Source organism: Nocardia sp. NPDC004151, from assembly GCF_042874235.1.
GTDB lineage: Bacteria > Actinomycetota > Actinomycetes > Mycobacteriales > Mycobacteriaceae > Nocardia.
In genome coordinates, this window is record NZ_JBIAMR010000004.1 from 156,251 (window position 1) to 182,446 (window position 26,196).

Annotated in this window: 25 protein-coding genes and 1 pseudogene; 12 read left to right on the forward strand and 14 right to left on the reverse strand. The window is 69.9% G+C overall.

Annotated features, from left to right (window positions below; genetic code table 11):
* Nucleotides 1-28: 28 nt before the first annotated feature.
* The 5 genes and pseudogenes from ACFYTS_RS11510 to ACFYTS_RS11530 form a co-directional block, all read right to left on the reverse strand.
* On the reverse strand, nt 29-919 hold the full coding sequence (locus ACFYTS_RS11510) for an NAD(P)-dependent oxidoreductase (RefSeq protein WP_387303165.1): 891 nt from the start codon (nt 917-919) through the stop codon (nt 29-31).
* Nucleotides 920-1,143: 224 nt separating this feature from the next.
* Nucleotides 1,144-2,598: an FAD-dependent oxidoreductase gene (locus ACFYTS_RS11515; protein WP_387303168.1), complete on the reverse strand. Its 1,455-nt coding sequence runs from the start codon at nt 2,596-2,598 to the stop codon at nt 1,144-1,146.
* 190 nt (nt 2,599-2,788) lie between these two features.
* Nucleotides 2,789-2,911, reverse strand: a pseudogene (locus ACFYTS_RS11520) (DALR anticodon-binding domain-containing protein); the annotation flags it as partial.
* A gap of 56 nt (nt 2,912-2,967) precedes the next feature.
* Entirely contained in the window at nt 2,968-4,488 is a 1,521-nt protein-coding gene (locus ACFYTS_RS11525) for an FAD-dependent monooxygenase (RefSeq protein WP_387303171.1), read from the reverse strand.
* A gap of 84 nt (nt 4,489-4,572) precedes the next feature.
* On the reverse strand, nt 4,573-5,658 hold the full coding sequence (locus ACFYTS_RS11530; protein WP_387303174.1) for a phospholipid scramblase-related protein: 1,086 nt from the start codon (nt 5,656-5,658) through the stop codon (nt 4,573-4,575).
* A 180-nt stretch (nt 5,659-5,838) separates the two neighbouring features.
* Between ACFYTS_RS11530 and ACFYTS_RS11535 the strand changes: the two genes are divergently transcribed.
* From ACFYTS_RS11535 to ACFYTS_RS11545, 3 genes are all read left to right on the forward strand, one after another.
* On the forward strand, nt 5,839-7,056 hold the full coding sequence (locus ACFYTS_RS11535; RefSeq protein WP_387303176.1) for a hypothetical protein: 1,218 nt from the start codon (nt 5,839-5,841) through the stop codon (nt 7,054-7,056).
* Between the two features lie 120 nt (nt 7,057-7,176).
* Nucleotides 7,177-8,526: a M20/M25/M40 family metallo-hydrolase gene (locus ACFYTS_RS11540; RefSeq protein WP_357276299.1), complete on the forward strand. Its 1,350-nt coding sequence runs from the start codon at nt 7,177-7,179 to the stop codon at nt 8,524-8,526.
* 19 nt (nt 8,527-8,545) lie between these two features.
* Complete coding sequence (locus ACFYTS_RS11545) at nt 8,546-9,082, forward strand: YbhB/YbcL family Raf kinase inhibitor-like protein (RefSeq protein ID WP_387303178.1); 537 nt, start codon at nt 8,546-8,548, stop codon at nt 9,080-9,082.
* A 151-nt stretch (nt 9,083-9,233) separates the two neighbouring features.
* Here the strand turns inward: ACFYTS_RS11545 and ACFYTS_RS11550 are convergent, their stop codons facing one another.
* Nucleotides 9,234-9,785, reverse strand: coding sequence for a TetR/AcrR family transcriptional regulator (locus ACFYTS_RS11550; RefSeq protein ID WP_357276294.1), 552 nt, complete (start codon nt 9,783-9,785; stop codon nt 9,234-9,236).
* 131 nt (nt 9,786-9,916) lie between these two features.
* Between ACFYTS_RS11550 and ACFYTS_RS11555 the strand changes: the two genes are divergently transcribed.
* Entirely contained in the window at nt 9,917-11,218 is a 1,302-nt protein-coding gene (locus ACFYTS_RS11555; RefSeq protein ID WP_387303180.1) for a hypothetical protein, read from the forward strand.
* 86 nt (nt 11,219-11,304) lie between these two features.
* Here ACFYTS_RS11555 and ACFYTS_RS11560 read toward each other — a convergent pair whose 3' ends face one another.
* Nucleotides 11,305-13,134 (reverse strand): AMP-dependent synthetase/ligase, encoded by a 1,830-nt coding sequence (locus tag ACFYTS_RS11560; RefSeq protein ID WP_387303182.1) that lies wholly within the window; start codon nt 13,132-13,134, stop codon nt 11,305-11,307.
* A 214-nt stretch (nt 13,135-13,348) separates the two neighbouring features.
* Nucleotides 13,349-14,218, reverse strand: coding sequence for a GTP cyclohydrolase II (locus ACFYTS_RS11565; protein WP_387303184.1), 870 nt, complete (start codon nt 14,216-14,218; stop codon nt 13,349-13,351).
* Between the two features lie 276 nt (nt 14,219-14,494).
* Between ACFYTS_RS11565 and ribA the strand changes: the two genes are divergently transcribed.
* On the forward strand, nt 14,495-15,148 hold the full coding sequence (gene ribA, locus ACFYTS_RS11570) for a GTP cyclohydrolase II RibA (protein ID WP_387303186.1): 654 nt from the start codon (nt 14,495-14,497) through the stop codon (nt 15,146-15,148).
* Here ribA and ACFYTS_RS11575 read toward each other — a convergent pair.
* Complete coding sequence (locus ACFYTS_RS11575) at nt 15,145-16,641, reverse strand: carbohydrate kinase family protein (protein ID WP_387303188.1); 1,497 nt, start codon at nt 16,639-16,641, stop codon at nt 15,145-15,147. The two genes, ribA and ACFYTS_RS11575, sit on opposite strands and share 4 nt — an antisense overlap.
* Before the next feature lie 337 nt (nt 16,642-16,978).
* Between ACFYTS_RS11575 and ACFYTS_RS11580 the strand changes: the two genes are divergently transcribed.
* The 3 genes from ACFYTS_RS11580 (at nt 16,979) to ACFYTS_RS11590 (ending at nt 18,142) form a co-directional block, all read left to right on the forward strand.
* On the forward strand, nt 16,979-17,269 hold the full coding sequence (locus ACFYTS_RS11580; protein ID WP_387303190.1) for a hypothetical protein: 291 nt from the start codon (nt 16,979-16,981) through the stop codon (nt 17,267-17,269).
* Nucleotides 17,266-17,553 carry a hypothetical protein gene (locus ACFYTS_RS11585; RefSeq protein ID WP_387303192.1) on the forward strand — a complete coding sequence of 96 codons (288 nt, stop codon included), beginning with the start codon at nt 17,266-17,268 and terminating at the stop codon, nt 17,551-17,553. Before ACFYTS_RS11580 ends, ACFYTS_RS11585 begins: the two co-directional genes overlap by 4 nt.
* A 142-nt stretch (nt 17,554-17,695) precedes the next feature.
* Nucleotides 17,696-18,142, forward strand: a complete 447-nt coding sequence (locus ACFYTS_RS11590) for a hypothetical protein (protein ID WP_387303194.1) — start codon at nt 17,696-17,698, stop codon at nt 18,140-18,142.
* 62 nt (nt 18,143-18,204) lie between these two features.
* On the opposite strand, the gene ACFYTS_RS11595 is transcribed toward ACFYTS_RS11590, so the two are convergent.
* The 3 genes from ACFYTS_RS11595 to ACFYTS_RS11605 are packed head-to-tail and all read right to left on the reverse strand — an operon-like array spanning nt 18,205 to nt 20,576.
* Complete coding sequence (locus ACFYTS_RS11595) at nt 18,205-19,284, reverse strand: quinone-dependent dihydroorotate dehydrogenase (RefSeq protein WP_357277128.1); 1,080 nt, start codon at nt 19,282-19,284, stop codon at nt 18,205-18,207.
* An 18-nt stretch (nt 19,285-19,302) separates the two neighbouring features.
* Nucleotides 19,303-19,569 carry a DUF5703 family protein gene (locus ACFYTS_RS11600; RefSeq protein WP_213555396.1) on the reverse strand — a complete coding sequence of 89 codons (267 nt, stop codon included), beginning with the start codon at nt 19,567-19,569 and terminating at the stop codon, nt 19,303-19,305.
* On the reverse strand, nt 19,569-20,576 hold the full coding sequence (locus ACFYTS_RS11605) for a YncE family protein (RefSeq protein WP_387303196.1): 1,008 nt from the start codon (nt 20,574-20,576) through the stop codon (nt 19,569-19,571). The genes ACFYTS_RS11600 and ACFYTS_RS11605 overlap by 1 nt, the downstream gene beginning before the upstream one ends.
* 217 nt (nt 20,577-20,793) lie before the next feature.
* On the opposite strand from ACFYTS_RS11605, the gene ACFYTS_RS11610 reads away from it, so the two are divergent.
* From ACFYTS_RS11610 to ACFYTS_RS11625, 4 genes are all read left to right on the forward strand, one after another.
* The gene (locus tag ACFYTS_RS11610; RefSeq protein ID WP_357098536.1) at nt 20,794-21,150 is read left to right on the forward strand and encodes a hypothetical protein; all 357 of its coding nucleotides are present in this window, start codon (nt 20,794-20,796) and stop codon (nt 21,148-21,150) included.
* A gap of 101 nt (nt 21,151-21,251) precedes the next feature.
* Nucleotides 21,252-21,788 (forward strand): hypothetical protein, encoded by a 537-nt coding sequence (locus tag ACFYTS_RS11615; protein WP_379099780.1) that lies wholly within the window; start codon nt 21,252-21,254, stop codon nt 21,786-21,788.
* Nucleotides 21,740-23,890: an MMPL family transporter gene (locus ACFYTS_RS11620; RefSeq protein WP_357276269.1), complete on the forward strand. Its 2,151-nt coding sequence runs from the start codon at nt 21,740-21,742 to the stop codon at nt 23,888-23,890. The genes ACFYTS_RS11615 and ACFYTS_RS11620 overlap by 49 nt, the downstream gene beginning before the upstream one ends.
* Nucleotides 23,887-24,237 (forward strand): YrdB family protein, encoded by a 351-nt coding sequence (locus ACFYTS_RS11625; protein WP_387303199.1) that lies wholly within the window; start codon nt 23,887-23,889, stop codon nt 24,235-24,237. Before ACFYTS_RS11620 ends, ACFYTS_RS11625 begins: the two co-directional genes overlap by 4 nt.
* A 16-nt stretch (nt 24,238-24,253) precedes the next feature.
* On the opposite strand, the gene ACFYTS_RS11630 is transcribed toward ACFYTS_RS11625, so the two are convergent.
* Nucleotides 24,254-25,096 carry a heme ABC transporter ATP-binding protein gene (locus tag ACFYTS_RS11630; RefSeq protein WP_387303202.1) on the reverse strand — a complete coding sequence of 281 codons (843 nt, stop codon included), beginning with the start codon at nt 25,094-25,096 and terminating at the stop codon, nt 24,254-24,256.
* Nucleotides 25,093-26,148 carry a FecCD family ABC transporter permease gene (locus tag ACFYTS_RS11635; protein ID WP_387303799.1) on the reverse strand — a complete coding sequence of 352 codons (1,056 nt, stop codon included), beginning with the start codon at nt 26,146-26,148 and terminating at the stop codon, nt 25,093-25,095. Before ACFYTS_RS11635 ends, ACFYTS_RS11630 begins: the two co-directional genes overlap by 4 nt.
* Between the last annotated feature and the right edge of the window lie 48 nt (nt 26,149-26,196).

Sequence of the window (26,196 nt, forward strand, 5' to 3'; positions counted from 1 at the left end):
GGGCCGGGATTCCGGCCCGCACCAACGGTTATCGCCGGGTGGGCGCACCTCGCAGCTCCTCGATGGTCCGCTCGAACGCCGCCGTGCCGTGGCCGGCGTCGATCTGCCGGTCCACGAGAGTGGCCAGACCGCTGAGGGGTTCGTCGGTTATTCCGGCGTCGGCCGCCGCGCCACGCAGGGCGTCGAGAGCCGATTTGGTGAACAGCAGGTCCTGGAAGACGTCGGCGGTGTAGTCGCCGCCGTCGATGATCTTCGCGTAGGCGGGCAGGGTGTTGGTCATGGCGGTCAACCATCCGGCGGCGCGGGTCGCGAACTCCGAGGCCGTCACTCCGGCCGAACCCATCAGCGCCGCGCCCTGGAAGAAGCCGCCGAACATGGCGTACATGGCGGACAGCAGCGCGAAGTCCCACAACGCGGCCACGCCCGGTTCGGCTCCGAGATAGTCGGCGGCGCCCAGCGATTCGAGGGTCGGGCGCCACGCCTGGAAGACCGTGGCCGAGCCGCTGTAGAGGATGCTCGCGCCGGGGCCGCCGATCATGTCGGGTACCGCCATGATGCCGCCGTCGAGGAAGTCGATCCCGTGCACGGCCGCCCACGCGGCCAGCTCGCGGGACTGCTCGGGTGTGGTGCTGGTCAGATTGAGCCACTGCTTGCCGGTCAGGTCGGCGGCGATCGGGTCGAGGATCTCGTGCACCGAGGCGTGGTCGAGCAGGACCGTGATGATCAGTTCGCCGCCGCGCACGGCGGCACCGGCGGTCGCGGCCGCCACCGCACCCGCGGCGACCACGTCGGTGTCCCGGCCAGGTGTGCGGTTCCACACCGTGGCCGGGATTCCGGTGCCCACGAAGCGGGTGGCCAGCGCGCGGCCCATCGCCCCGAGCCCGAGTACGGTGACCGGGCTGTGCTGGGTGTTCGTCATTGCGGGACAACTCCTTCTGGCAGGGTCGAGGACTTTCGGCGCGCGCGGTACCGAGGTTGCCGGGCTCCGGGCCGGGCGACAAGTACGCACTATTTCCTCAGACACTGACCGGAAGGTATGTGTCCAGCTCTCGGGTGCGAACGGCACCACACGCAGGTGTGCACCGAGTGCAGAATTCGGTTCGGTCGCCGAATCCTGTGCGGGCGAGGCGATCGCGGCGTGGGCTATTGCCCGTCGGTGGTGCGAGCGGCGGCCCGGGATCCGGCGACACGGCCGAAGGCGAGCGCGTCGGCGATGTGGAAGCCGCCGTCCTTGCACCAGGAGTAGGTGGAGCTGACATTGCCGGCGGCGTAGAGGCCGGGAATGGTCGCACCGAAGGGGTCGAGGACTTCGGCGTGCTCGTTGCGGCGGGGTCCGCCATTGCTCCATGCCAGGATGGGGGCGCTGGTGAAGGCGTAGTAGGGCGGCTCCGAGATCGGGGCCAGGGTCTTTGCGGGGCGGCCGAACTGGTCGTCGGATCCGGCCGCGCAGGCCGCGTTGTAGCGGTCCAGGGTGGCGCGCAGGACCTCCGGGTCGACGTGGATCAGCTCGGCCAGTTCCTCGACGGTGTCGGCGCGGTGGATCCAGCCCTTGCCGATCTCGGCGCTGTTGTCGGAGCTCCACTCGTAGCCTTCGATGAGGCTGGCCCAGCCGACGGCGAGGCGTTCGCGCCCGGGAACGATCGGGCCCGCGCGACGGGCGGACTCGTCGAAGACGATGTGCATGGGGGTGGTGGGGAACAGCTGGTAGCTGCCGTTGATGCGGGCGTGGCCGTGGCCCAGGGCGACGCGCTCGTTGCAGAGGCGGCGGCCGTCGAAGCCGAGGTAGACGAAGGCGTTGGTGGCGGGGAAGGCGGTGTAGAAGCCGGCTTCGTAGCCGGGGGCGCGCAGGCCGGGCAGGGTCATCATGTTGGACATGTGCCACAGGTCGGCTCCGGCCTTGACTGCCATGCGCAGGCCGTCGCCGGTGGCGGCGGGGGTGCCCCACACGACCGGGTCGGTCAGGCGCAGGTGGTCGCGGACCAGATCGGGGTCGGCCTCGAAACCACCGGTGGCCAGGACGACTCCGCGCCTGGCACGGATCCGCAGCGGGCTGCCGTCGGCGGTTTCGGCGAGCACGCCGAGGACCGTCCCGTCGTCGGTGACGAGCTCGCGGGCCGCAGCGCCCAGACGGACCTCGATATCGCGGGCGCGGACCGCGTCGGACAGGGCCGCCCACAGCAGCCCGTCGCCCATGCGGCCTTCGACGCCGATCCAGCCGCGCATGACGTCGCTGCCCTCGAGATCGGGGAACTCCGCGGGCGGCGCGACCGCCAGACCGATCGGGATACCGAGGCTTTCCATCCAGGCGCTGTTACGGGCGGTCTCGCGCGCCCACACCTCGATCACCGGTTCGGGGATCGGCCGTCCGGCGCTGAGACTGCGCAGGTAGACCGCGGCCCGCTCGGGGTCCTGGTTGTCGAACCACACCGCGCCCGAGACCCGGGTGCTGCCGCCGGCGCGGGCGCCGGACTCCTTGTCCAGCACCAGCACTCGGGCCCCGGCGTCGTGGGCGCTGATGGCGGCCGCACAACCGGCCCCGCCGAAGCCCACGACCACCACATCGGTCTCGACATCCCACGACATTCCCGCGTCGACCACGACCGCACCGTCCTCTCGTCTCGTCCATCGCGAACGGTCCCAGCACCGCGCGCGGACCGAAAACGCCTGTCCCACTCACCGGGTGCCGACGCGGGGACCGGGTGCCGCGCCCCAGGTGCGGTCGGCGAACCGGACGCCCACCGACACAGTCGCACCCCGATCCTCCTCCCACTGCGCAACCCGATCGCATCTACATACGCTCCGGAGCACTGACGCCTAGCAGGCCGAGGCCGTTGGCGAGAACCTGACGGGTGGCTTTGACCAGCTCGAGGCGAGCGGCGTTGAGCGGGTTGACCTCGTCGTCGCCGTGCGGATGACGCGCAGCGCCTTGTCGGACTGGAAGGGTGTCGGTCCGACGTACCCGACCGGTCAGGCGAGCGCGCCGAACCAGGTGGTGAGCGCCTCGACCAGCTCGTGGGGTTCGGCCGAGGTCCAGCACACGATGCCGTCGGGGCGAATCAGCAGAGCTGTGGTGTCGCGCGGCTGGGCCGGTTTGGTGGTGACGATCGTGACGCGATCCGACCAGGGCGCCAGCTCATCTCGCAGGGTCGTGGAGTCGGTCAGGTCCAGGAGAACGCCGCGGCCGTCGGCGAAGTGGTCGGCGACCCGGGTGCCGTCGGCCAGCTCGAAATCGGGGGTGGCTCTACCAACGAGGGGATCGGCGCTGCCCAGGTCGTAGCGGTGCAGGACGCCAGCGATCTTGGCCAGGACCTGGGTGGTGGCGGCGCGGGTGTCGAGCAGTTCGGCGGTGACCGCGCGCAGAGCGCGGCTGCGCGGATCGGTGCGCATGAGCGCGATCTGCGCGCGGGTCCAGTCCAGCACCCAGGCGCCGATCGGGTGGCGTTCGCGAGAGTAGGTGTCCAGCAATGATTCCGGGGAGCGGCCGCGGATGACGGCGGCCAGTTTCCAGCCGAGGTTGACCGCGTCGCCCACTCCCAGGTTGAGGCCTTGGCCGCCGAAAGGGGAGTGCACGTGGGCGGCGTCGCCGGCGAGCAGCACCCGGCCCTGGCGGTAGTCGGGGACCTGGCGGGTGTTGTCGGTGAAGCGGGTCGCCGAGATGACTTTCGCGATGGACACTGTCACGCCGGTGACGCGTTCGAAGCTGTCCTCGAGTTCGCGGGCGGTGATCGGGGCGTCGCGGTCGGCGGGCGGGCCGTCCAGTTCGACGGTGAGGAAGCGTCCGGGTACCGGGCCGTTGACGAAGATGCCGGTGGGGGTGGTGTGCCAGCCCAGCGGCACGTCCTCCGCGCCGGTCATCTCGACCATGGCCTGGCGGCCGGTGATTTCCGGGTCGAGACCGGGGAATTCGAATCCGGTGAGCTTGCGCACCGTGCTGCGGCCGCCGTCGCAGCCGACCAGCCAGCCCGCGCGGATGGCGTGACCGCCGCAGACGACGGTGACGCCGATCCCGTCGTCGGCGACACCGGTCACCTCGACGCCGCGGCGCACCGGCACACCGAGTTCGGCGGCACGCTCGGCGAGCATGGCCTCGATGGACTGCTGGGCGATGAAGCGGAATTCTCCGGCCGGGCCGACATCGGCGAAGGCCGGGTCCTCGCCGTCGATATTGTCCTGCCAGAGCATGATTCCGGCGAAGTGCGCGCCCGCGGGCCGCCGCACCGGTGCGATGTGGCTCTGGTCGCGGCCACCGAAGATCTGGCCCATGCGCGCCAGGGCCGCCTCCTGGACCTCGCGCATCCGTGGCAGCAGGCCCCGCCGGTCCAGGGCTTGGGCGGTGGGCACGTTGATCCCGCCCGCCTTGATGGTCATATCCGGTGCGGCCAGCCGTTCGACGACCAGGACGTCCACGCCCGCCAGCCGCAGTTCGCACGCCAGCATGAGTCCGACCGGTCCGGCCCCGACCACCACCACATCTCGTGTCTCGTTCATGGGAATCACTGTGGTGGTGGCCGATTGCCGGAGTCTTGCGTCGGCTTGCGTGCGGCTTACACGCGCGAGGCGCGGTTCATCCCGTCAGTTCCAGCCGCGCTGGTCCTGCTTGAGGGCGGTGTCGATGGCCAGTCCGGACGCGACCACCATCGACAGCAGCGGCTGGGGCAGCCGGTGGTGGATCTGCACGACGTAGTTGTCGGCGGAGGTGAACATGGTCTTGAGCAGGCCCTCCCACGTCTTGGTGATGCGGGCGACCTCCTGACCGGTGTGGTCGTGGATGGCGAAGTTCCAGGCCCGCCAGTTCTCGGCGCGAATGCCGCCGATCTGCTGGCCGTTGACCATGAAGGCGAAGTTGATCTTGCCGATCATGTTCTCCTGGATGATCTCACCGATCGGCGCGCCATTGCCGTGCTCGAGCAGGAACCTCGACTTGAACACCTTGGCGGGCCGGGTGATCCGCATCAGGCACTGGCCGTGGGCGTCGCGGATCTCCAGCTTGTGGGTCATGAACTGGTCGTAGCTGGACAGGAAGCGCACGGCCTTCTTCAGCGCCGACTGCCCGACCTCGGCGACCGCTCCGATCTGGCGGCCGTGCTGGTCGAAGACGCTGTACTCGTTGACCATTTCGATCAACTTGACCTTCTGGTTCACCACCAGCACGGGCTCGGTGAACACGGTCCCGCCGCCGTTCTGGGTCGGCACGACTCCGGCCTGCTGCTGCACCTGACGCTGGATGTCGCCGGGGTTGTTCGCGCTGCCGACCTCGATCTCCCAGGGGCTGGCCTCACTGCGCGGGGCGAACTGCTGGGGCTGCTGCGGGGCATACCCCTGCTGGGCGTGGGGCTGCTGGGGCGCGCCTTGCTGCGCGAACTGCTGGTGAGGCGCGTTCTGCTGGGCGTACTGCTGTTGCGGTGCGCTCTGCTGCGCGAAATGCTGCGGGCCCGTGCCCTGTTGCCCGTATTGCTGCTGGCCGGAACCCTGCTGGTGATGCTGGGGAGCGTGCTGCTGCTGGGCGTGCTGCTGTTGCGGCTGCTGCGGCCGGCCGGGTTGCTGGGCCGGGGCGGGTTGCTGTTGGGGCTGCGTGTGATTGGTCCATTGGCTGCCGTCCCACCAGCGCAGAACTGGAGATCCGGGACGCTCGGGATACCACCCCGCGGGTTGACTCATGGCCCGAATCCTAACGTCGTACAGGGACTCTGCACTTTTTGCACTTTTTGCCGGGTAGTCACCTCTATGATGGGCCCTCGACATCGGGAAGCCGGGTCCACGCGCTCGAGGAAACGGGGAAAACATGTCCGCCACAGTCGAATTCGCGGGTTGCCAGGCGGACACGGAGCGGCCGCGATTATGACCGACCTGGTGACGCGAGCCCAGCTCGTCCTGCTGGCCCGGACCCTGCACGTGCCGGTGGAACGGCTCGCCCACCTCGAACACCTCGGCCCGCACCGGCTGCACGAACTCCAGCAGCGCATGGCGGCCAACCTTTTCGACCAGCACACCCCGGTCTTCGAGCGCATGGCCACGCTGGTCCCGATCATTCCGCTGGCGATCTCGCTGCCCATCGTGCAGCGGCTGGTGCCGCCGTCGATGACCGGCCGCGCCGCCGGGGCGATCGGCGTGAAGTATCCGGCCAAGGCGGTCGAGGCCCTGCTGCGCCTGGATGTCGGCTATGCCGCGGACTGCGGCCCGTACCTGGATCCACGGACTGTCGGCCAGCTCACCGACGACGCCCCGCCCGCCCCGGTGGTGGCGATTCTCAACGAACTGCTCGCGCGCCGCGACTACATCACCGCCGGACCGTTCCTGGCCTACGCGACACCGGAATTGATCAGCGCGGTCGAGCAGGGCGTGCCCGATGACGAGGGCCTGATCCGCTCGGCCGCCTACGCCTACTCCTCCGAAGCGATCAGCGCGGTGATGCGCCGGCTGCTCACCGGCGAGGGCCGGCGGCTGCCGCGGATGCTGGGCACGGTCATCAACGGCTCCAAGGAGTTACGGCTCGAGGCGCTGTCGGTGTTCGCGCGTTGTGCGCCCGATGTGATCGCCGCGGTCGGCGACATCCTCTTCGAGGTGGCCCCGCCCTCCGCGGTGGCCGATCTGCTGACCACCTTCATCGCCGCCGACGCCACCGAGGACATGCTGCGTTTCGTGGGCAGGCTCAGCCCGCATGCGCTGACCCGGCTGGCGCTGAATCCGGTGCTACCCGAGATCGCCGACGCGCTCGTCGACGCCGTCGACGGCAGCAGCGATGTCGGGGTGTGGCGCGGGCTGCTGGAACCGCTGGCGCGCACCCCCGACGAGGTGCGCCGCCGCGCCGGGATGCGGCTGGCCCGCCTCGACGCGGCCACCCTGCTCACCCTGCCCGCCCTGGCCCAGGCCGCACGGTTGTGGCCGCCGCTGCTGTGGGTGCTGGCCGCCACCGATGTCGATGTGCAGTCGCGCATCGGGGAACTGTGGGCCACCGCGACCCGGCTGGACCTCGACGTTCTCGAACGCCGCATCGCCGACCAGCGCCTGGAGTCGACGCTCGCCACCCTCACCACCACCATCCGGGTGTTGCGCTGACCCGGGAATCCTTGCGCGATCACTGATTTCAACCGTCCGTGGCGGCCCGACCTGCGGCGCGCCGCGGTGCCGAGGGCGGCGGGCCGACACCCGGGCGCGCGAAGGTGGTAGGAAAGTGACGTGCCCGAAACCGCCGAAACCCACACCCCCCGTGCCGTGTCGGAAGTGGTGAACCTGGTCAGCAGGCTGATCCAGTTCGATACCTCCAATACCGGCGAACTGGAGACCACCAAGGGCGAGCGTGAATGCGCGCAGTGGGTGGCCGAGCAACTCGAGGCCGCCGGGTACGAGACCGAGTACGTCGAGTCCGGCGCGCCGGGGCGCGGCAATGTGTTCGCGCGCCTGAAGGGCGCGGACTCCTCGCGCGGTGCGCTGATGATGCACGGGCACCTGGACGTGGTGCCCGCCGAGGCCGCCGACTGGAGTGTGCACCCGTTCTCCGGCGCGGTCCGCGACGGCTACGTGTGGGGGCGCGGGGCCATCGACATGAAGGACATGGTCGGCATGATGCTGGCCGTGGCCCGCCAGTTCAAGATCGAGGGCACGGTACCGCCGCGCGACATCGTGTGGGCGTTCGTGGCCGACGAGGAGAACGGCGGCCGCTGGGGCTGCCAGTGGCTGGTCGAGAACCGGCCCGACCTGTTCGAGGGCGTCACCGAGGCGGTCGGGGAGGTCGGCGGGTTCTCGCTGACCGTGCCGCGGCCCGACGGCGGTGAGCGGCGGTTGTACCTGGTCGAGACCGCGGAGAAGGGGCTGGGCTGGATGCGGCTGCGCGCCAAGGCGCGCGCCGGGCACGGCTCGTTCCTGCACGACGACAACGCGGTGACGATCCTGGCGCAGGCGGTGGCCCGGTTGGGCACCCACACCTTCCCGCTGGTGGTGTCGGATTCGGTGGCCGAGTTCCTGGCCGCGGTGTCGGAGGAGTCGGGGCTCGAATTCGATCCCGCCGCACCGGGTATCGAGGATCAGCTGGCCAAGCTGGGCACCATCTCGCGGATCATCGGCGCGACGCTGCGCGACACCGCCAATCCGACCATGCTGCGCGCCGGGTACAAGGCCAATGTGATTCCCCAGACCGCCGAGGCCGTCGTCGACTGCCGGGTGGTGCCGGGGCGTCAGGCCGAGTTCGAGCGGGAGGTGGACGCGCTCATCGGCCCGGATGTGGAACGGGAGTGGATCACCAAGCTCGACTCCTACGAGACCACCTTCGACGGGCATCTGGTCGACGCCATGAACGACGCCATCCTGGCCCACGATCCGGCCGGGCGCACCGTGCCCTACATGCTCTCGGGCGGCACCGACGCGAAAGCGTTCGCCAAGCTCGGGATTCGCTGCTTCGGGTTCGCGCCGCTGCGGCTGCCGCCCGAACTGGATTTCTCGGCGCTGTTCCACGGGGTCGACGAGCGGGTTCCGGTGGAGTCGCTCGAATTCGGCGCCCGCGTGCTGGAACACTTCCTGTTGCACAGCTGACGATTCGAAAGGACTGCTCGTGCCCGACTATTCGTACGACCCGTACGCCGCGCTGCCGCAGCTGCCGGAATTCACCCTGACCTCCACCGATATCAGTGAGGGCAAGCCGCTGGCGCTGGATCAGGTCAGCGCGCTGGCCGGTGCGGGTGGATCCGACATCTCCCCGCAGCTGAGCTGGTCCGGATTCCCCGCCGAGACCAAGAGTTTCACCGTCACCATGTACGACCCGGACGCGCCGACGGCCTCCGGATTCTGGCACTGGGTGCTGGCCAATGTGCCGGTCACCACCACCAGCCTCGAGACGGGGCAGGCGAGCAAGGGCGGCTCGCTGCCCGCCGGGGCTCTGCACCTGCGCAACGACGCGGGCCTGCACGAGTACACGGGTGCGTTCCCGCCCGCCGGACACGGTCCGCACCGCTATTTCGTCGTGGTGCACGCGGTCGGGGTGGAGCGGCTCGAGGTCGATGAGAACGCCTCGCCCGCCTACCTGGGGTTCAACTTGTTCATGAACGCGATCGGGCGCGCCACCCTGATCGGAACGCACGAGCAGAAGTAGTCGTTCACGCCGAACCGACTGTGGCCCTGGGCGATTCGCTCGGGGCCACAGTCATGTCCCGGGGCGTCCCGGCCGGCGGGCGTCCCGGCCGCGCCGCGATCGAGGACCCCGGCCGAGGACGGACGATCGACGACCGGGTCGTGATCGAGCGCTAATCGGCGGCCGACTGCTCGGCCAGACCGCGCAGTCCCGCCGCGAGGTCCTGCGCCGCGGGCGCGTGCTCGGGGTCGATCAGGTACTGGACCAGCAGGCCCGCGATGAGGGTTTGCAGCACCGCGCCGACCGCGGGGTCGCCGCCGCCCAGGTCCTGTGACAGGCCCGCACGCGCTTGTTCCTGCGCGGCACCGATTTCCGCGCGCAGGCCGGGGGAGTGCATGGCCTGGGCCATGGATTCGACATTGGCGGCCCAGATCACCCGGTCGCTGGTGAAGGAGTCGATCAGCCGCTGCCAGAAGGTGTTCAGGCGCGCGGTGGGATCTCCGGCGTCGTCGGCGGGCAGGGAGTCGAGGATGTGCGATACCGCCGCCGCGGTCGCCTCGAGCATGGCCTGGTTGAGCAGCCTGTCGCGGGTGCCGAAGTGGTAGTTGATGGCGGCCAGGTTGGCCCCGGACGCGGCGACGATGTCGCGCACGGTGGTGCGGGCGTAGCCGCGTTCGGCCAGGCAGTGCTTGGCGGCGGCCAGCAGGTCTTCTCGGGTTCCCACGCGGGTCAGCCTAACAGCGGGGTGAACGGTTGTTTGTAACGCGTGTTTAAAACATTTGTTTTGAACGTTTGTATGAAACGTGTGTATGGTCGGTGGTGGCACGAACCCATCGCACGGAAGACGAGTCCGATATGACCGCACGACCGTTGTCTCCCTTCGAATTCGGATATTTCGCCGCGGACGCCCGGCTGGGCAGCGTGCCCGTCGGCGGGATGCCGCTGTTCATCGGCTCGGCCGTGCGCGGCGGGGTCGACGAACGCATCCTCAGACGGGTGCTGGGCGAGCTCGCCGCCGGGCATGTGCTGCTGCGCAGTCGCGTGGTCACCGTCGACGGGGTCGCGCGGTTCGTGGCCGGGGATCCGGTGACACCGACGCTGACCGTGCGTGAGGGCGGCGTGGACGAGTACTGGGAGCTGGTGAACAGTCCGCAGGACTGGGAGGCGGGACTGTTCCGGGCGGTGCTGCTGCGCGGGGTCCGCGAGAGCCGGATCGTACTGGTCATCCATCACGGGATCAGTGACGGGCGTTCGGCATTCGCGCTGCTCGAGGAGATGTGGCGGCGCTATGCCGGTCACGCGGCGGGTGTCGAACTGCCGCTGCATGATTCGGACGACGCGCTGATCGGCGGGGTCGACGACCTGCTGGCCGCGGTGGTCGGCGAGGCGGAGGTGGACGGGTTCCTGGCGCACCTCGGGCAGGAGATCGCCGCGGCCGCACCGGCGGATGCGCCGCGCACGATGCCGCACGACGGGGACGGGGTCGGGGATGCCGGTGGGCGATTGGCGTTGCGGCGCATCGAGTTGTCGCCGGGCCAGACCGCGGAACTGGTCGACGTGGCTCGGGGGCGGGGGATCTCGGTCAACAGTGTGCTGGCCGGGGCGGCGCTGGCGGCGGTGCGCGGGGAACTCGCGGGGGCCGGGCCGATTCCGTTGATGTGCGGGCATGCCGCGGATCTGCGGCCCGATCTGTCGCCACAGGTGCCGGTGTCGACGGTCCTCAACTGCGCCTCGGGCGCGGGGACACCGGCGCTGGTGGATCGCGACGCCGATCCGCTGGCGGTGGGCGCGGTCGTCGACGCCGGCATGCGGGTCCTGCGCGAGAGCCGGTTCCCGGCGTTGTTCCTGCGCGCCGCGCAGCGCCCGCTCGCGCCGCACGTGGCCGCGATGCTGTCGCAGCCGCCGGCGATCGCCTTGTCGAATATGGGCCGGCTGCCCGCCCATCCGATGCCCGCCGGGCTGGAGTTCGTGCGCGACGAGGTGTTCGCGATGGCGGCGGGCATGCCGCCGAAGATGACGATCTTCACCGTCGGCGGGCGGTTGACGGTGCAGGTGGAGTACGACACCGCCGAGCACAGTCATACCCGCATGGGCCGGGTGGCCGAGGCGATGAGCGATCGGCTCGCACGCGTCACCCGGGTGGCCGTGCGCGGTTGACAGTGGCGGTGCGGGGCTGAGAACGGCTGTGGGCCCGGACATCACGTCCGGGCCCACATCGATTCCGGGGGTGCAGCGCCCCGGGATCAGCTCAGGTTGATGACGCCCTCGGGTGCGGGGGTCAGGTACAGCGCGGCGATCTCGGTGGCGTACTTGGCCGCGATCGGGTTGCGCTTGAGCTTGAGGGTCGGGGTGAGTTCGTCACCACCCGGCTCCCAGCCCAGATCCAGGATGGTGAACCGCTTGATCGACTCGACCCGGTTCAGCTTGGCGTTGGCGGCCGAGATAGCGGCCTTGATCTCGGTGATGATCTCCGGGTGCGCGGCAAGGGTTTTCAGGTCGGCGTCGGGCATGCCCAGCGCCTTGGCCCGCACCACCGCGATATCGGGGTCGAGCACGATCAGCGCGGAGATGTAGGGCTTGGCATCGCCGATCGCCACCACCTGACCGACCAGCGAGGACGCCGCCTTCACGGTGTTCTCGATATTGGTGGGAGACAGGTTCTTACCCGCCTCGGTGATGATGAGTTCCTTCTTGCGGTCGACGATGGAGATGTAGCCCTCGCCGTCGATGGTGGCTACGTCGCCGGTGTGCAGCCAGCCGTCGGCGTCGATGGCCTCGGCGGTCTTGTCGGGCATCTTGCGGTAGCCGTGGGTGACGATGCCGCCGCGCAGCAGCAGCTCCCCGTCCTCGGCCAGGCGCACCTCGACCCCGCGCAGCGGGATGCCGACGGTGCCCGGCTTCGGCTTGGCCAGCGGGGTGTAGGTGCCGACACCGCTGGTCTCGGACATGCCCCACACCTCGGTCACCGTGAAGCCCAGGCCCAGCAGGTATTCCAGGGTCTCCGGCGGGATGGCGGCCGCGCCGGAGGCGGCCACGCGCAGCTCGTCGAAGCCCAGGGCGTGGCGCAGCTTCGACAGCACCAGCGCGTCGGCCAGCTTGTGCTGCACATCCAGCAGGGCGCCGCGGCCGGTGCCGGCCAGATCGGCGCGCGCGGCCTGTGCGCCGACGCCCAGCGCCCAGTTCGCGAGGGCCTTCTTCACCGGGCTGGCCTCGGTGGCCAGCTTGGCGTCGATACCGGCCTTGATCTTCTGCCACACGCGCGGCACGCCGAAGAACGCGGTCGGGCGGGCGTCGGGCAGGGCGGCGGCGATTTCGCGCGGGTCGGGCACGCACGTCATCTGGACGCCGGTGAACAGGTTGGCGCAGTGTCCCGAGATCCGGTCGGCCACATGGGCGGCGGGCAGGTAGGACACCGAGCGGTCGTCGAGGCCGACGGTCAGCGGGCCATCGACCAGGCCCACGATCTGGGCGACCACATTGCGGTGGGTCAGCTCCACGCCCTTGGACGGGCCGGTGGTGCCGGAGGTGTAGATCAGCGTCGCCACGTCGTCGGGCTGCACGGCCCGCCAGGCGGCGTCGAAATCGAAGTCGGGTTGCGGGGCGGCCTCCACCTCGGCCAGCGTCAGTGTGCCCGCGGCCGAACCCTCGACCAGCACAATGTGTTCCATCTCCACGCCGGCGCCGCGGACCACGTCCAGGAACGCGGGTTCGGTGATGACCACGCGGTTCTCGGCATTGGTGAACAGGTGCGCGATCTGTTCGGGGGAGCTGGTGTTGTAGATCGAGAACGGCGTCGCGCCCAGGTGCAGCGCCGCGGTGTCGACCAGATTGAACTCGGGCCGGTTGGTGAGCATGATGCCCACCGCGTCCCCGCGCCCTACCCCGAGCGCCGCCAGCCCGCCGGCGATCGCGCGCACCCGCTCGCCGTACTCGCGCCAGGTGAATTGCCGTGTGCCCCCCACGGTCCGCAATGCCACCTGCCCCGGCCGCAGCGTCAAGGTTTCCTGGAACGCCTCCGGAATCGTGTGGACGGTCTTGCCCGATGCGTGCGCGTACCCGATGTCAGTCGTCATATGCCCTTTTCCCGATAGCCTCTCGCTTCGCCGTCCACCCGCGCGTCCACCCGCGCGAACCTTCGAAGTCCGAGACCACGACCAACCCGTCACGCGATGGCCACGCGTCACCTGTGGCGCGGCTCACTCATCGTAACCAGACTTTCGCGACTGTGTCGCGTGCAACAGCGGTCAGCGGGGTGGCCGGAATTGTCAATTGAGCCTCGGCGACGGTTCAGCCGGCGGGGGTGGGGTGCCGCGGGCGTTGGGCGAGTTGACGACGCCAGGCCCGCAGACGGAGGCGCACCGAGGTGCGGGCGGGGTGCCAGGTTACGGCGGTCGCGGCCAATGCCATGAAGGCGAGGACCGCGAGTTCGCGTGGGGCCCAGTAGATCGCGGCGGTGGTGGCCACCACGCCGAGGGCGAAGCAGGTTTGTTCGATCCTCCGGCCGATTCGGCGGAACGAGTAGGGCGGCAGGCGATGCCCGCGGTGGATTCGCTTGGCTTCCATGTACTCCCGCGCCCAGTGGCTGCGGGGTTCGGTGATCAGGGGCACCGGGGTGACGGTGATGTCGCCTCGTTGCAGGGCGTGCACCTTGTCGGGGTTGTTGGTCAGCAGGCTGACCGCGTGCAGGCCGAGCTGTTCGGTGAGGAAGCGGGCGGCGGTGTCGAACTCGCGAGAGTCGGGCTCGAAGCCGAGGGCCCGATAGGCGTCGAAGGTGTTGCGTCCCTCGGTTTGTGTGACGCGCAGGCCTTTCGCTTTCACTTCGAGGCCCGCGCCGCGGCCTTCCTGTTCGAGGTAGAGCAGCACGCCGGCGTCGGCGCGCTGGATCATGTCCATGGCCTGGTCGAGTTCGGGGCCGCAGTCGCAGTCGTCGGAGTGCAGGGCGTCGCCGTAGAGGCAGCGGGAGTGGATGCGCACCAGCGGGGCCCGGAGGCGGTCGATATCGCCGAAGATGAGGGCCTGGCCGCCGTCGCGTCCCGGTATCGAGTGGACCCGCACGCGGATCTCGGCACCCTTGCGGGTGAGAAGATGACTGGTGCAGGCGAGTTTCTGTGAATTCACCAGATCCGCAACAGCAATCGACTCGTCCGCAACGCTCACGTGACCGCCTCGTATCCCCGCGGGCCGCGATCCGCCGCCCGACAGTGTCCGTTAGTGTGTGGTAACCGCCGGTCAGGAAGGTGCGCAGCGGCAGCGATCCGACCGTTGCTGCAGAGTTGCCAGGCGGCACACGCAGACGGTGCCGAAGCCTACCCTTTCCCGGCGATCACCGAGCGTATCCGGAGAGAATCATCGGCCACCGATTCCAGCGCGCGCCGTTATGCCCTGTTCAGCGATCCGGACAATCAGGACGGCATCGGGACATACCATTCACTGATGGGTTCTCGGCCGGCGAAAGACGTTAGCCGACAAGCGATATGGGCCAGCCTCGACCACGCCAGCCACTGGATCTCCCGCAAGGGCCAAGAGCTCCGCGTCCGGGTCACCGACCTGCCCACCGACGCGGAAACCGGGCACATTCTGGCCTTCGGATCCATCGACGACGACTGCCTGGTCCGCATCCACTCGCAGTGCCTCTACGGTGAATCGCTGTCGTTCCAGGACTGCGACTGCGGACCCCAACTCGAACGCTCCCTCGACCTGATCCAGGCCGCCGGATCGGGCATCCTGGTCTACCTCGAACAGGAAGGCCGCGGGTACGGGCTGCTGGCGAAGGCTCGCGGCTACGAGATCAGCGAGCGCAACCGCCTCGACACCTACGACAGCTATCGGACGTTGGGGTACAGCGAGGACAAGCGCGACTACACCCACGCCGCACAGGCGCTGGTCGCTCTCGGGCTGACCCGGGTGCGGTTGATGACCAATAATCCGCACAAACTGCAGGCCGTGCGCGACGCCGAGATCCACGCCACCGTCATCCCGCTGCGCACCGCGCCGCGGACTCGCCGGGAAGCCGACTACCAGCAGGCCAAACGCCGCCACGGGCACTGGATTCCGACCGCCGACCCACCGTGGTCGCCCGACCTCTAGAACGCGTCCAGGGTCGCGTCGATCGCCTCGCGGGTGGGCATGGAGTCGGGGATGCTCGTCTCCTTGCTGGCACGCGCGGGAATCGCCGCGGCGGCCCACACCAGGTTGGCGTGCCCGGCCTGCCGGCGGTGGTCGGGGTCGGCGGGCCGGGGTTGGGTCATCAATCGGGCGATGAACGCAGAAGCGAACGCCGACGAAGCTCCGGGCGCTCCCGGCCGGTCGGTCTGGATGTCGGCCCACACCGGCTCCGCAGCCGGGTCCCCGGCCGAGTACATCGCGCAGCTTTCGCCGTGCAGGACCACGACCGACCCGACCCCGTGCGTCACCAATTGCGCTGCGATATCGGCGGTTTCGGCCCCTGGGCGCAGCGCGGCCAGTTCACCGACCGAGGCGATCAGGTAGTCGACCGTCCGGAGATAGCCGGGCAACTGAGCGGGGAATCGTTTCGGCGGCGGCGTGGCGCTGACGAACAGCCACGGCCGCGACTCCCGGTCGGCGATCGCGTCCGCTACCGCCGCGAGCACCTCGACGTTCTGCTCGAAGGTCAGCAGCACGGCATCGGCGTGGACGAGCGCACGCGTGATCGGGATGTCGGCGATATCCCTGGCGTCGAAGCGGATCCGGTCGTCCTTGCCCGCCACCGAGTAGTTCCCGCCGTCGCGGGCAACGGTCACCGCCGCGGTCGGGGTGGGCCCGCGCCGCGCACGCAGCAGACTGGTGTCCACACCGCGCGCGCGGAGATAGTCGACGATCAGCCCGGCCTTGTCGTCGTCGCCGACGGCCGCGAACAGACGCGCGTCCACTCCGAGCCTGGCCAGAGCGACTGCCCGGTTCAGTCCTTTACCTCCGGCGTGCTCGGAGAATTCCCCGTACAGCGAGTCCCCGGCCCGCGGCAGGACATCGACGGTACAGATGCGGTCCCACGCGGCGTCGCCGATCACCACGGCGCTCGGCCGTGTCGTCGCACAGGGAAGGCCGTCGGCGGCAACGGACTCGAGGGTGAGCACCCGTGCCAGCGCGGTGAACGCGTCCTCCTCCCGCCGGCCACGCAAGGCGCGATTATTGCGCGGCACCTGAGCGACCGGCACGCCCAGATGTTCGTGCAGCGTCACCCAGTGCAGCGCGAGACTGTCTCGTCGCTGCCCCAGCTCGGGGCCGTAGAGCTCTTCGGCGATCGATGCCGGCAGCTGATCGGCCAGCATGGACAGGTTCAGTTCCGCGTCGACGATCAGGCGGTCGGCCGGGTCGAGGGTGCCCGCGATGTAGCGCAACGCTTCGGGGAGCGCCGCTTTCGGGTCGCGGCCGGTGAGGTGAGCGACCCTGCGGACGATGACCAGGCCGAGCAACGCGCCGAGGTCGACCGAGCGGTCGCGGTCGCCGCCCATGGCCCAGCGCTTGCGCAGTTGCAGCAGGGTGTCACGCACGGCGCGCACGTCGTTGTCCTGCGCGGCCGTGTCGGCGCCACTGCTTCCCAGGTTCGGCTGCATCATCATTCGCCCCAACCATAAGACCGTCCACGTTTGAACGTCGGCGGAAACGGCAATCCAATTGTGACAGCGTCAAACTGCGATTCGGAAGTGCCAAATGCCATCCTGGAATTGGCAAATGAGCGCCGCCCGACCAGATGTACCGGGAGGTTCCCGATGACCGGACTACTCACGATCCGGCGGATCCAGCGGCGCGCGCCCCGCGCGTGTGGTGCGGCGGATACCGATCTCGGGGCGAACATCGCGCTGCGATAGGCGAATTCGCCCGTCCACGTCGCCTCGGCCCAGCTCCGCGTCACATTCGATCCGGCGGTGACGCCTCCTCGTCTCATCGGAGGCCATCATGATCTACCCGAGCGCCAGCTCGATCACCAGCAGCGTCACCGGCGAGTGCGCCGAACGGCTGCCCCGCCACCCCGAACCGGCCTGGCGGCTCAGCTGGCGGCAGTCGCCGCTGCTGACGCGGGAGGAAGCGCTGGCGGCCATGGAGCTGACCGAGCTCCTGCGGCGCGAACCCAGTGGCAGCGGCCCGGCCTGGACACGCGCGTGCGCCCTCGGCGCCGCCCTGGGCATCGATGTCGAGGATGCCCGCATCGTCTTGCGCGAGCGTCGCAGGGAACGGGGAGAGTCATGACCATCTACACCACCGACGACTGGACGATGACCAGCGATCTGACCGATGAGAGCGCGGTGCGGGCGGCCGGCCGCTGGACGCTGGCGTGGCGGTGCAGCTGGATGCCGGATCGATTGCTGACCTGTGCGCAGGCGCTGGCGGCGATGGTGCCGGCCGAGGTGGTGGCCGTCGACCCGTCTCCGCGCGCGGAGGCCGCGCAGGGGCGGATGGTCGCCGCGGCGGGCGAAGTGGGGATTCCGTTGGAGCAGGCGGTGTTTCTGCTGCTGCGGCGCCGGACGGCTTGACCTACCGACCGATCCGATCCGAGGGGTGGGGCAGAGTCGATGAGGGGATGGCAGGGCCCGCGCGGCGACCGGTCGCGGCGGGCCGAAGACGGTGGACGCACGGAGATCCCGTGGCGTGCGCCGATGGCCTTGGGAGGTCCTGATGACGATCGATATCACGACGCGGGCGATGACCAGTGACATCAGCCCCGAGTACGCGCTGCGCGAGTACCGCCGCGGTGAGGTGGTGTGGCGGTTGAGTTGGCTTCCGGCACAGCACCTCACCCACGATCAGGCCCGGGCGGGGATGGAACTCGACGAGGTGCTCTCCGATCCGGAGGTCGTCTACGACGAGGCCGCGCACCGGTGGGCCGCCGATCTGGCCACCCGGCTGGGGATCGGGGTCGAGCGCGCGGTGATTCTGCTGGCACAGCGATTGGCCGAACGTCTGCACCGCGAGCTGCTCGACGAGGAGCCCGAGTCGCCGGCGGCGATGCTGTGGGGCTGGGGCACCGCCGCGCACGGGGCGGCGTCGACGGGGGCCCCACCGGGAATGCCGATCAGGTCGAGAGTGCACCACAGACCGGTCTCCCGGCATCTGTGGGGCTGACCGCACGACCAACCGGCCGTGCGGTCTTCCGGGCGAATCGAAAGGTGTTGCCCGCGAACGGGTCAGGCGCGGGCGCGGTGTTCGGCGCCGACGGCTTCGGAGAGGTTGGCGTAGCCGTGTTCGCGGAGTTTGGCGGCCAGGCCGCGGTGAATGTGCTTGGCCCACAGCGGTCCGCCGTAGATGAAGCCGGTGTAGCCCTGCAGCAGCGAGGCGCCGGCGAGGATGCGGGCCCAGGCCTGGTCGGGGGTTTCGATGCCGCCGACGGAGATGAGGACCAGTTTGTCGCCGACGCGGGTGTAGAGGCGGCGCAGCACCTCGAGGGAGCGGTCGGCGACCGGGGGGCCGGACAGGCCGCCGGCGCCGATGGGTTCGACGGTGGCGGCGGGGGTGGCCAGGCCGTCGCGGCGGATGGTGGTGTTGGTGGCCACGATGCCCGCCAGACCGAGTTCGACGGCGAGGTCGGCGACGGCGTCGATGTCGTCGTCGGACAGGTCGGGGGCGATCTTGACCAGCACCGGGACCGACACCGAGTCGAGCACGGCCTGCAGAATCGGGCGCAGCGAGGCGACGGCCTGCAGGTCACGCAGGCCGGGGGTGTTGGGGGAGCTGACGTTGACGACCATGAAGTCGGCCAGCGGGCCCAGCAGTTTCGCCGAGATCGCGTAATCGGTGGCGGCGTCCTCGGGTTCGACGACCTTGGTCTTGCCGATATTGGCGCCGATGGGGACGCCGCCGGGCAGCCGGTGCGCGAGATGCTCGGCCGCGGCGGCGGCGCCGAAGTTGTTGAACCCCATGCGGTTGATGAGCGCCCGGTCCGCGGGCAGGCGGAACAGCCGCGGCGCGGGATTGCCGGGCTGGGCCTGAGCGGTGACGGTGCCGATCTCGGCGTAGCCGAAACCGAGCGGGCCCCACGCGTCGACGCCGTCGGCGTTCTTGTCGAAGCCGGCGGCCAGACCCAGCGGCGCGGGGAAGTCCACGCCGAACACGCGGGTGCGCAGGATCGGATCGTCGGCCACCAGGACCTTGCCGGTGAGGGCGCGGCCCGGGGTGAACCGGGTCGCCAGCTTCATCGCGGCGAAGGCCAGATGGTGGATGCGTTCCGGCGGGAGCAGGAACATCAGCTTCAGCAGCAGGGCGTACAGGCGCTCATACATAGGGGGTTACATCACCGCCTCGGGTGTCGGGGATAGCAGGGGAGTGGTCTTGCGGCGGCGCAGTAACACGCGGCGGCTGCCGTCGGTGTAGGCGCGCACCCGCGAGAGTTCCCAGCCACCGAATTCGGCGTGAATGGACAGTCGCATGGTGGCGGTGACCCTGGTGATGCCGGGTGGCAGCCGCAGGGGCACGTACTCCCATTCGTCGCTGGATTCCTCCCAGCCTTCGGGTAATGTGCGCGATTGGTGCGCCGATCGTGAGGCCCGAGCCATCACTGCCCTCTCTTCCGCTGGTCCGCGCCGATCCGCTGCAGACCGTCGCCGGTCGCGGATCCCACGAACAGGTCACCGGTGCGGGCATCGACGGTCGCCGAGTTGGGCTGGCGCACCGTCGGGTAACGCCCCACCTCTACCGGTATACCCGTCGACAGCTCGTAGCCGACGACTTCGTTGCTGCCTGTCAGCGTCACCCACACGGTCTCCGACCGCTGATCGTAGGCGAGCGCGTAGGGCGAAGAGCCTACCGGGAAACGCTGGTGCAGGACCAAAGGATCGGTGGTGTAGACCAGCAGTTCGGCTCCGGCGGTGTCGGTGACCAGGCGTCGGCCGAAGTGGTCGCCGATCATGTTGGTCACCCCGTCACCGGCGCGCAGCGCCAGGCCGAGCTTGTGGGCGTCGAGGTCGAGCTCCACGATCGCGGACTGGCGGCGGTCCACCACGACCACCGAGCCGTCGCCGGTGTCGATCGCGTCGGCGGCCGACAGGCCCGTAATGGTGTGGCGCACAGTGCCGTCCGCGTCGAGCAGCAGCACCCGGCCGTCGGCCAGCCCCGCCACCAGCGACCCGTCGGCGCGCAGGCCCACCGAGTGCAGGTCGCCGTCGACGGCGACGGTGGTGAGCGCGCCGCTGGCGACGTCGACGCGAACGATCTTGTTGGGCACCGCGATCAGCACCTCGCCGGGCTTGCCCGCGACGAGGGCGGCGGCTTTGCCGGGCAGGGTGACCGGGCGGGTGACGCCCTTGTCGATCAGGTTCACGGTGGTGCCGGAGTCCACTACCGCGGCCAGGATGCCGGTGGCCGGTTCGTCGAGCAGCAGCGCGATGGGCGCGCTCGCGGTCACCTGCCCGACGGGGGCCGGGGTGGCGGTGGGCGCGGCGGCCGGGGTGGCCGGGTCGCGGGTGGCGTTGTTCGCGTTGTCCGGCTGGTCCGAACATCCGGTCAGCAGGGTCACCACGGTCACACCCGCGAGGACTGAACCGATCCAGCCGCGACGGCGCATGCAGCGAACTCCTTACTGACCGAACTGACCGACGAAATCATGCGTGCTCTCTAATCTGACCATGTCCCGGGTTCCAGCCGTGTGACCGGGGGTCCGCGTGCCGATCTCGCGCACGCATCCGGCGCCGACTTGCATGATGTGACATGGGGTTTCGGTGGCGGTGTCGGGGCATGCGGTTACCGTGGAGTGCAAAAGCGGTCTGTATCAGGGAGATCTGTTGGTTGCCGACCAGAGCGCGGGGTTCACCGTCGAGGACGTGACCGTCGGGCGCTACGCGCACGGCTTCGGCGTCACCGGGGACGGGCGGTCCTTCGCCTTCCGAACCCATCGATCCACCCTCACCGTGGAGATCTACCGCCCCGGCGTGACCACCGCGGTCCCGGCCCCGGAGGACGTCGAGGCGATCGCGGTGGCCCCGGTCACCGACATCGATCTCGACGACGAACGCAGCGTGGTGGCCCTGGTGCGCGACCTGATCCCGCAGGCCGTACCGGTCCCGGCGGCCCAGCCGCGCGAGGCGACCACGGTGCGCGCACTGCTGGGCCGGTTGGGCGCGGTGATCGAGGGACGCTGACGTCCACGGGCGGCGCTGTCTGTGACACAGAGATCACTTCCGGGCGCGGGGCGTGCCAAACTAGCGGCACACAACCGCAGTTCGAACTCCCGAGGATGTTGATGCGACTTCGACGACCGGCCGCCACCGCGCTGCTGCTGACCGTGCTGGGCGCATCGCTCGCCGCGTGCGGCGGCTCCGACGACGAATCGAAGGTCGCCCAGGCCCGCTCTTCGGCGTATGCGGCGTTGAGTTCGTCCTCGCAGGCCGCCGCCGCGCAGAGCAGCGCCAACCGGCCCGGGATCCCGAGCGCCGCGGAGCTGGACTCGCAGATCAAGCGGGCGCTGGACCCGAACCTGCCCGACAGCGAGCGCACCGCGCTGATCGAGGACGGCGAGGCGTTCAAGGACGCGATCCCCGACATGTACAAGGCGCTGGCCGACAATCCGCGCGCGGTGTACGGGGTCAAGGACCCGGTGTTCGACAACCATGACGGCACCCTGACCGCGACGCTGAGCCTGGACAAGGACGGCACCGGCACGAACGTGCGCACCACGGTCGTGCATTTCGTGGCCAAGGACGGGCACTGGAAGATCTCGCGCACGGATCTGTGCGGGATCCTGCGGTCGGCCGACTACAAGACCGCGGCCTGCGGCTGATGCTCGAGGCCGGATCCCTGCGGTGGGGGCGTCTGATCCACCGCTTCCGGTTCCTGGTGTTCGCCGTGTTCGGCCTGGCCGTGCTGGTGTCCGGGTTCTATGGGCGCGACCTGGGCGATCATCTGACCCAGGAGGGCTGGTTCGACGAATCCAGTCAGTCGGTGGCGGCGTCGAAGCTGGCCGACTCCACCTTCGGCCGCGACACCGACGCCGACCTGATCGCGATCTACACCGCCCCGGCGGGGATGACCGTCGACGACGAGCCGGTGCGGTCGGCGGTGGCGGCGGAGTTGACGCGGTTGCGTACCGAGCACGCCGACCGCATCCTCAAGATCGATTCGTATTGGGACGGCGCGCTGATGGGACAGTTCGCCGACGCCTCCCGCACCCACGCCTTCGCCAGTATCGGGTTGCGCGGTGACGGCGGCACCGACACCGTCGACAACTATCTGGCCATCAAGAACGAATTCCAGGCCGGGACAACCGGTTCCGGGCCGGGCGGCACCACGGTGCAACTGGCCGGGCTGCAGCCGGTGGTGGAGGGCATCAACACCGGCATGCAGCGCGATATCGAGCGTGCGGAGCTGATCGCGCTGCCACTGGTGGCGATCCTGCTGTATTTCGTGTTCGGCGGCGTGGTGGGGGCGCTGCTGCCGGTGCTGATCGGCGGCATGACGATCCTGGGCAGCCAGGGCATCATGCGGCTGCTCACCAACCATCTGCAGGTCAATGTGTTCGCCTCGGCGGTGGTGACGCTGGTGAGCCTGGGCCTGGCCATCGACTACGGGCTGTTCGCGGTGACCCGGTTCCGCGAGGAGCTGGCGGCGGGACGCAGCGTGGAGGAGGCCACCGCGCGGACCATCGCCACGGCCGGGCGCACGGTGTTGTTCTCGGCGGCGATCATCGCGGTGAGCCTGGGGGCGTTGTTCATCTACCCGAACGGGGTGCTGCGGTCGGTGCCGTTGGGCGGTATCTCCTCGGTGCTCCTGGCGGCGGTGCTGTCGGTGACGGCGTTGCCGGCGGTGTTGTCGATCGTGGGGCCGCGCATCGATCTGTGGGGCTGGCATCGGCTGGCCAGTATCCGCACCGCCGAGCAGATCGATCGCGGATTCTTCTCGCGGCTGGCGGTTTTCGCGATGCGCAAGCCGTGGCTGGTGATCGTGCCGGTGGTGTTGATGCTGCTGGCGTTGATCCTGCCGTTCCGCAGTATCGAGTTCGGTGGGTTGAGTGAGCGGTATCTGGCCGCGGACAATCCGGCGCGGGTGGCGCAGCAGGACTTCGACCGGCTGTTCCCGCATTTCCGCACCGAGCCGCTGAAACTGGTGGTGGTGGGCGCGAATGCGCAGCAGCTCTCCGATCTCCGCTACGAGGCCAACCAGCTGGTCGGTCCGCGGATGACGGGTCCGTTCGATCCGGCCGCGCCGACCAAGGATCAGGTGACGGTGCTGGCCAGCGGCCTGTCCGACAAACGCGACGCCGACTCGGTGATCGCGGCACTGCGCTCGATCCCGGCACCGGACGGGGTCGTGGTGATGGTGGCGGGCGTGCCCGCGCTGGAACGCGACAGCATCCAGGGGTTGATCAAGGGCCTGCCGCTGCTGGTGCTGATCCTGGTCGCCGCGGCGATCGCGTTGATGTACGCGGCGTTCCGGTCGCTGGTGCTGGCGATCAAGGCGGTGGTGATGAGCGCGCTCAGCCTGGGCGCGACGCTGGGCGTGCTGACCTGGATTTTCGTCGAGGGGCACGGGGCGCGACTGTTCGACTTCACCCCCGGCCCCCTGATGTTCGCGGTACTGGTGCTGATCGTGACGGTGCTGTTCGGCCTGTCGACCGACTACGAGGTGTTCCTGCAATCTCGCATGGCCGAGGCACGCGCCTCCGGCGCGGATGCGCCCGAGGCGATCCGCTACGGCATCGCCCACACCGGTGGCGTGATCACCTCGGCGGCCGCGATCCTGATCGTGGTGACCGGTGCGTTCGGGTTCTCGGATCTGGTGCTGATGAAATACATTGCCTACGGCATGATCGCGGCATTGGTGTTGGACGCCACCGTGATTCGCATGCTGTTGACTCCTGCGGTGTTGAGGTTGGTCTGGCGATGAGCGTGCTCAAGGGCGCGAACCTGCTGTTGATGTTCCTGCTGGAACTGGGGGTGCTGGCCGCGGGCGCGTGGTGGGGGTTCACCGTGTCCGCGCCACTGGCGGTGCGCGTCGTGGCGGGGCTGGCGGTCCCGGCGGTGTTCATCGTGGTGTGGGCGCTGTTCGGCGCGGCCAAGGACGCACGGTTCCCGCAGACCGGGTGGCGGCGGATCGCTTTGGAAGTCGTGTGGTTCGGCGCGGCGGCGGTGCTGCTGGGCCTGGCGTGGACCCCGGTGGCCGGGATCGTGTTCTTCGCGATCTGGGTGGCCAACGGCGTCCTGCGGCTGGTGTGGGGTCAGCAGCAGCTCTGACCCCGCCCTCGGGCGCTCAGCCCCGGACGGGCAGCACCAACTGCGCGCCGGTGACCGGGTGGTCGAAGACGTCGACCGGATGCTGGTAGACGCGGGTGAGCAGTTCGGCGGTGAGGATCTGCCGTGGCGGGCCGTCGGCGGCGATGCGGCCGGCATCGAGCACGGCGACGCGGTCGGCGTAGGCCGCGGCGACACCGAGGTCGTGCAGCACGACCACGACCGCCGCGCCCGCGGTGGCGCGGTCGCGGGCCAGGCGCAGGACCTGTTCCTGATGACCGAGATCGAGTGCGGCGGTGGGTTCGTCGAGCAGCAGCGTCGCGGTGTCCTGGGCCAGCACGCGGGCCAGGGCGACGCGGGCGCGTTCACCGCCGGACAGCGCCGGGAACGGCCGCGCGGCGAAACGTTCGACGTCGGTGGCCGCCATGGCCGCGGCGATGGCCCGCTGGTCGTCCTCCTGACGCGCGGTCCGCGCCCACGGGGAACGACCCATGGCGACGACGTCGCGGGCGCTGAACGGGAACCCGACGGTGTGCGACTGGGGCAGCACCGCGCGGCGGCGGGCCATGTCCAGATGCGTCCAGTGCGTGAGGGCGTGCCCGTCGAGTTCGACGCTGCCGCCACTCAACTCGAGCTCCCCGGCCAGCGCGGCCAGCAGCGTCGACTTGCCCGCACCGTTCGGACCGACCAAAGCCACGATCTGCCCGGCGACGACATCGAAATCGATGCCGTCGAGCACGGTCCGGTCGCCGCGTTTGGCGCTGACCTTGCGGGCGCGCAGGGTCGCCGCACCCGGTTCGGGTGTCTCCGGCAGGGCGGGGGTGCGCCCGAAGATCGTTGTGAGCTCGCGTAGGCCGCTCATGCCCAGCCTCCCGATCGTGAGCGGGTGCGGCGCAGCAGCCAGAAGAAGAACGGCCCGCCGACCAGTGAGGTGATCATGCCCAGCGGCAGGTCCGCGTTGTGGACCAGGGCGCGCGCGCCGATGTCGGCGGCCACCAGCACGACCGCGCCGACGATGGCCGACAGCGGGATCAGCACCCGGTGGCCGGGCCCGACCAGCATGCGCACCAGGTGCGGCACGATCAACCCGACGAACAAGATGATGCCGGTGAACGCGACACCGGCGGTGGCCAGCACCGCGACCACGACGATCACGTTGCGCCTCAGCCGTTCCACGTCCACGCCCAGATGCCGGGCCGCGGACTCGCCCAGGGCGAGCAGGTCCAGGCGTGGGGCCATCCAGACCGCGGCGGCCAGCCCGAGCAGCGTCAGCGGCCACACCACGTTCACCGACTGCCAGGTGGCGCCGTTGAGGCTGCCCATCTGCCAGAACACGATCTGGTCGCGCGCCGCGGGCGACGCGGAGAACAGCAGGAACGAGATCAGGCCACCGGCGAAGGCGTTGATGGCGACACCGGTCAGCACCAGGGTCACCACTTCGGTGCGGCCGTTGGAGCGGGCCAGCAGATACACCAGCAGTGTCGTGGCCAGTCCGGCGGCGAACGCGCCCGCCGCGACCGACCAGGCGGCCACGAACGCGCCCCCGGCCACGATGACGGTGCCCGCACCGACCGCGGCGCCCGCGGACACGCCGATCACGCCGGGTTCGGCGAGCGGATTGGCGAACACGCCCTGCAACAGGGCGCCCGCGGTGGCCAGGGCCGCGCCGACGAGCATGCCGAGCACGACGCGCGGGAACCGCACCTCCCACAGGGTCACGTACCCGGCCGGGTGGGCGGGCATGGGACCCCAGTCCAGGCCGATGCGGTGCAGGAACGCGCCCGCGACCTCGGCGGGGCTGGTCGGCACCTGGCCGATGGCCGCCGAGATCAGCGCCAGCGCCACCAGCGCGGCCAGCGCACCGGCGAAGATCACCGTGTTGCGCGACCACGTGCGGCGAGCGCTCGGGACCACCGCGACCGTGGTCGCCGGCTCCTCCGCGGTCACCGACTCCTCGCCGGG

What these genes read in the sequence shown, in the direction of transcription:
- ACFYTS_RS11555 (WP_387303180.1), top strand. Translation starts at nt 9,917, where the DNA reads ATGACCGCACGACCGTTGTCTCCCTTCGAATTCGGATATTTCGCCGCG.
- ACFYTS_RS11600 (WP_213555396.1), bottom strand. Translation starts at nt 19,569, where the DNA reads ATGGCTCGGGCCTCACGATCGGCGCACCAATCGCGCACATTACCCGAA.
- ACFYTS_RS11580 (WP_387303190.1), top strand. Translation starts at nt 16,979, where the DNA reads ATGATCTACCCGAGCGCCAGCTCGATCACCAGCAGCGTCACCGGCGAG.
- ribA (WP_387303186.1), top strand. Translation starts at nt 14,495, where the DNA reads ATGGGTTCTCGGCCGGCGAAAGACGTTAGCCGACAAGCGATATGGGCC.
- ACFYTS_RS11630 (WP_387303202.1), bottom strand. Translation starts at nt 25,096, where the DNA reads ATGAGCGGCCTACGCGAGCTCACAACGATCTTCGGGCGCACCCCCGCC.
- ACFYTS_RS11535 (WP_387303176.1), top strand. Translation starts at nt 5,839, where the DNA reads ATGACCGACCTGGTGACGCGAGCCCAGCTCGTCCTGCTGGCCCGGACC.
- ACFYTS_RS11590 (WP_387303194.1), top strand. Translation starts at nt 17,696, where the DNA reads ATGACGATCGATATCACGACGCGGGCGATGACCAGTGACATCAGCCCC.
- ACFYTS_RS11575 (WP_387303188.1), bottom strand. Translation starts at nt 16,641, where the DNA reads ATGATGATGCAGCCGAACCTGGGAAGCAGTGGCGCCGACACGGCCGCG.
- ACFYTS_RS11560 (WP_387303182.1), bottom strand. Translation starts at nt 13,134, where the DNA reads ATGACGACTGACATCGGGTACGCGCACGCATCGGGCAAGACCGTCCAC.
- ACFYTS_RS11530 (WP_387303174.1), bottom strand. Translation starts at nt 5,658, where the DNA reads ATGAGTCAACCCGCGGGGTGGTATCCCGAGCGTCCCGGATCTCCAGTT.
- ACFYTS_RS11625 (WP_387303199.1), top strand. Translation starts at nt 23,887, where the DNA reads ATGAGCGTGCTCAAGGGCGCGAACCTGCTGTTGATGTTCCTGCTGGAA.
- ACFYTS_RS11585 (WP_387303192.1), top strand. Translation starts at nt 17,266, where the DNA reads ATGACCATCTACACCACCGACGACTGGACGATGACCAGCGATCTGACC.
- ACFYTS_RS11605 (WP_387303196.1), bottom strand. Translation starts at nt 20,576, where the DNA reads ATGCGCCGTCGCGGCTGGATCGGTTCAGTCCTCGCGGGTGTGACCGTG.
- ACFYTS_RS11615 (WP_379099780.1), top strand. Translation starts at nt 21,252, where the DNA reads ATGCGACTTCGACGACCGGCCGCCACCGCGCTGCTGCTGACCGTGCTG.
- ACFYTS_RS11525 (WP_387303171.1), bottom strand. Translation starts at nt 4,488, where the DNA reads ATGAACGAGACACGAGATGTGGTGGTGGTCGGGGCCGGACCGGTCGGA.
- ACFYTS_RS11510 (WP_387303165.1), bottom strand. Translation starts at nt 919, where the DNA reads ATGACGAACACCCAGCACAGCCCGGTCACCGTACTCGGGCTCGGGGCG.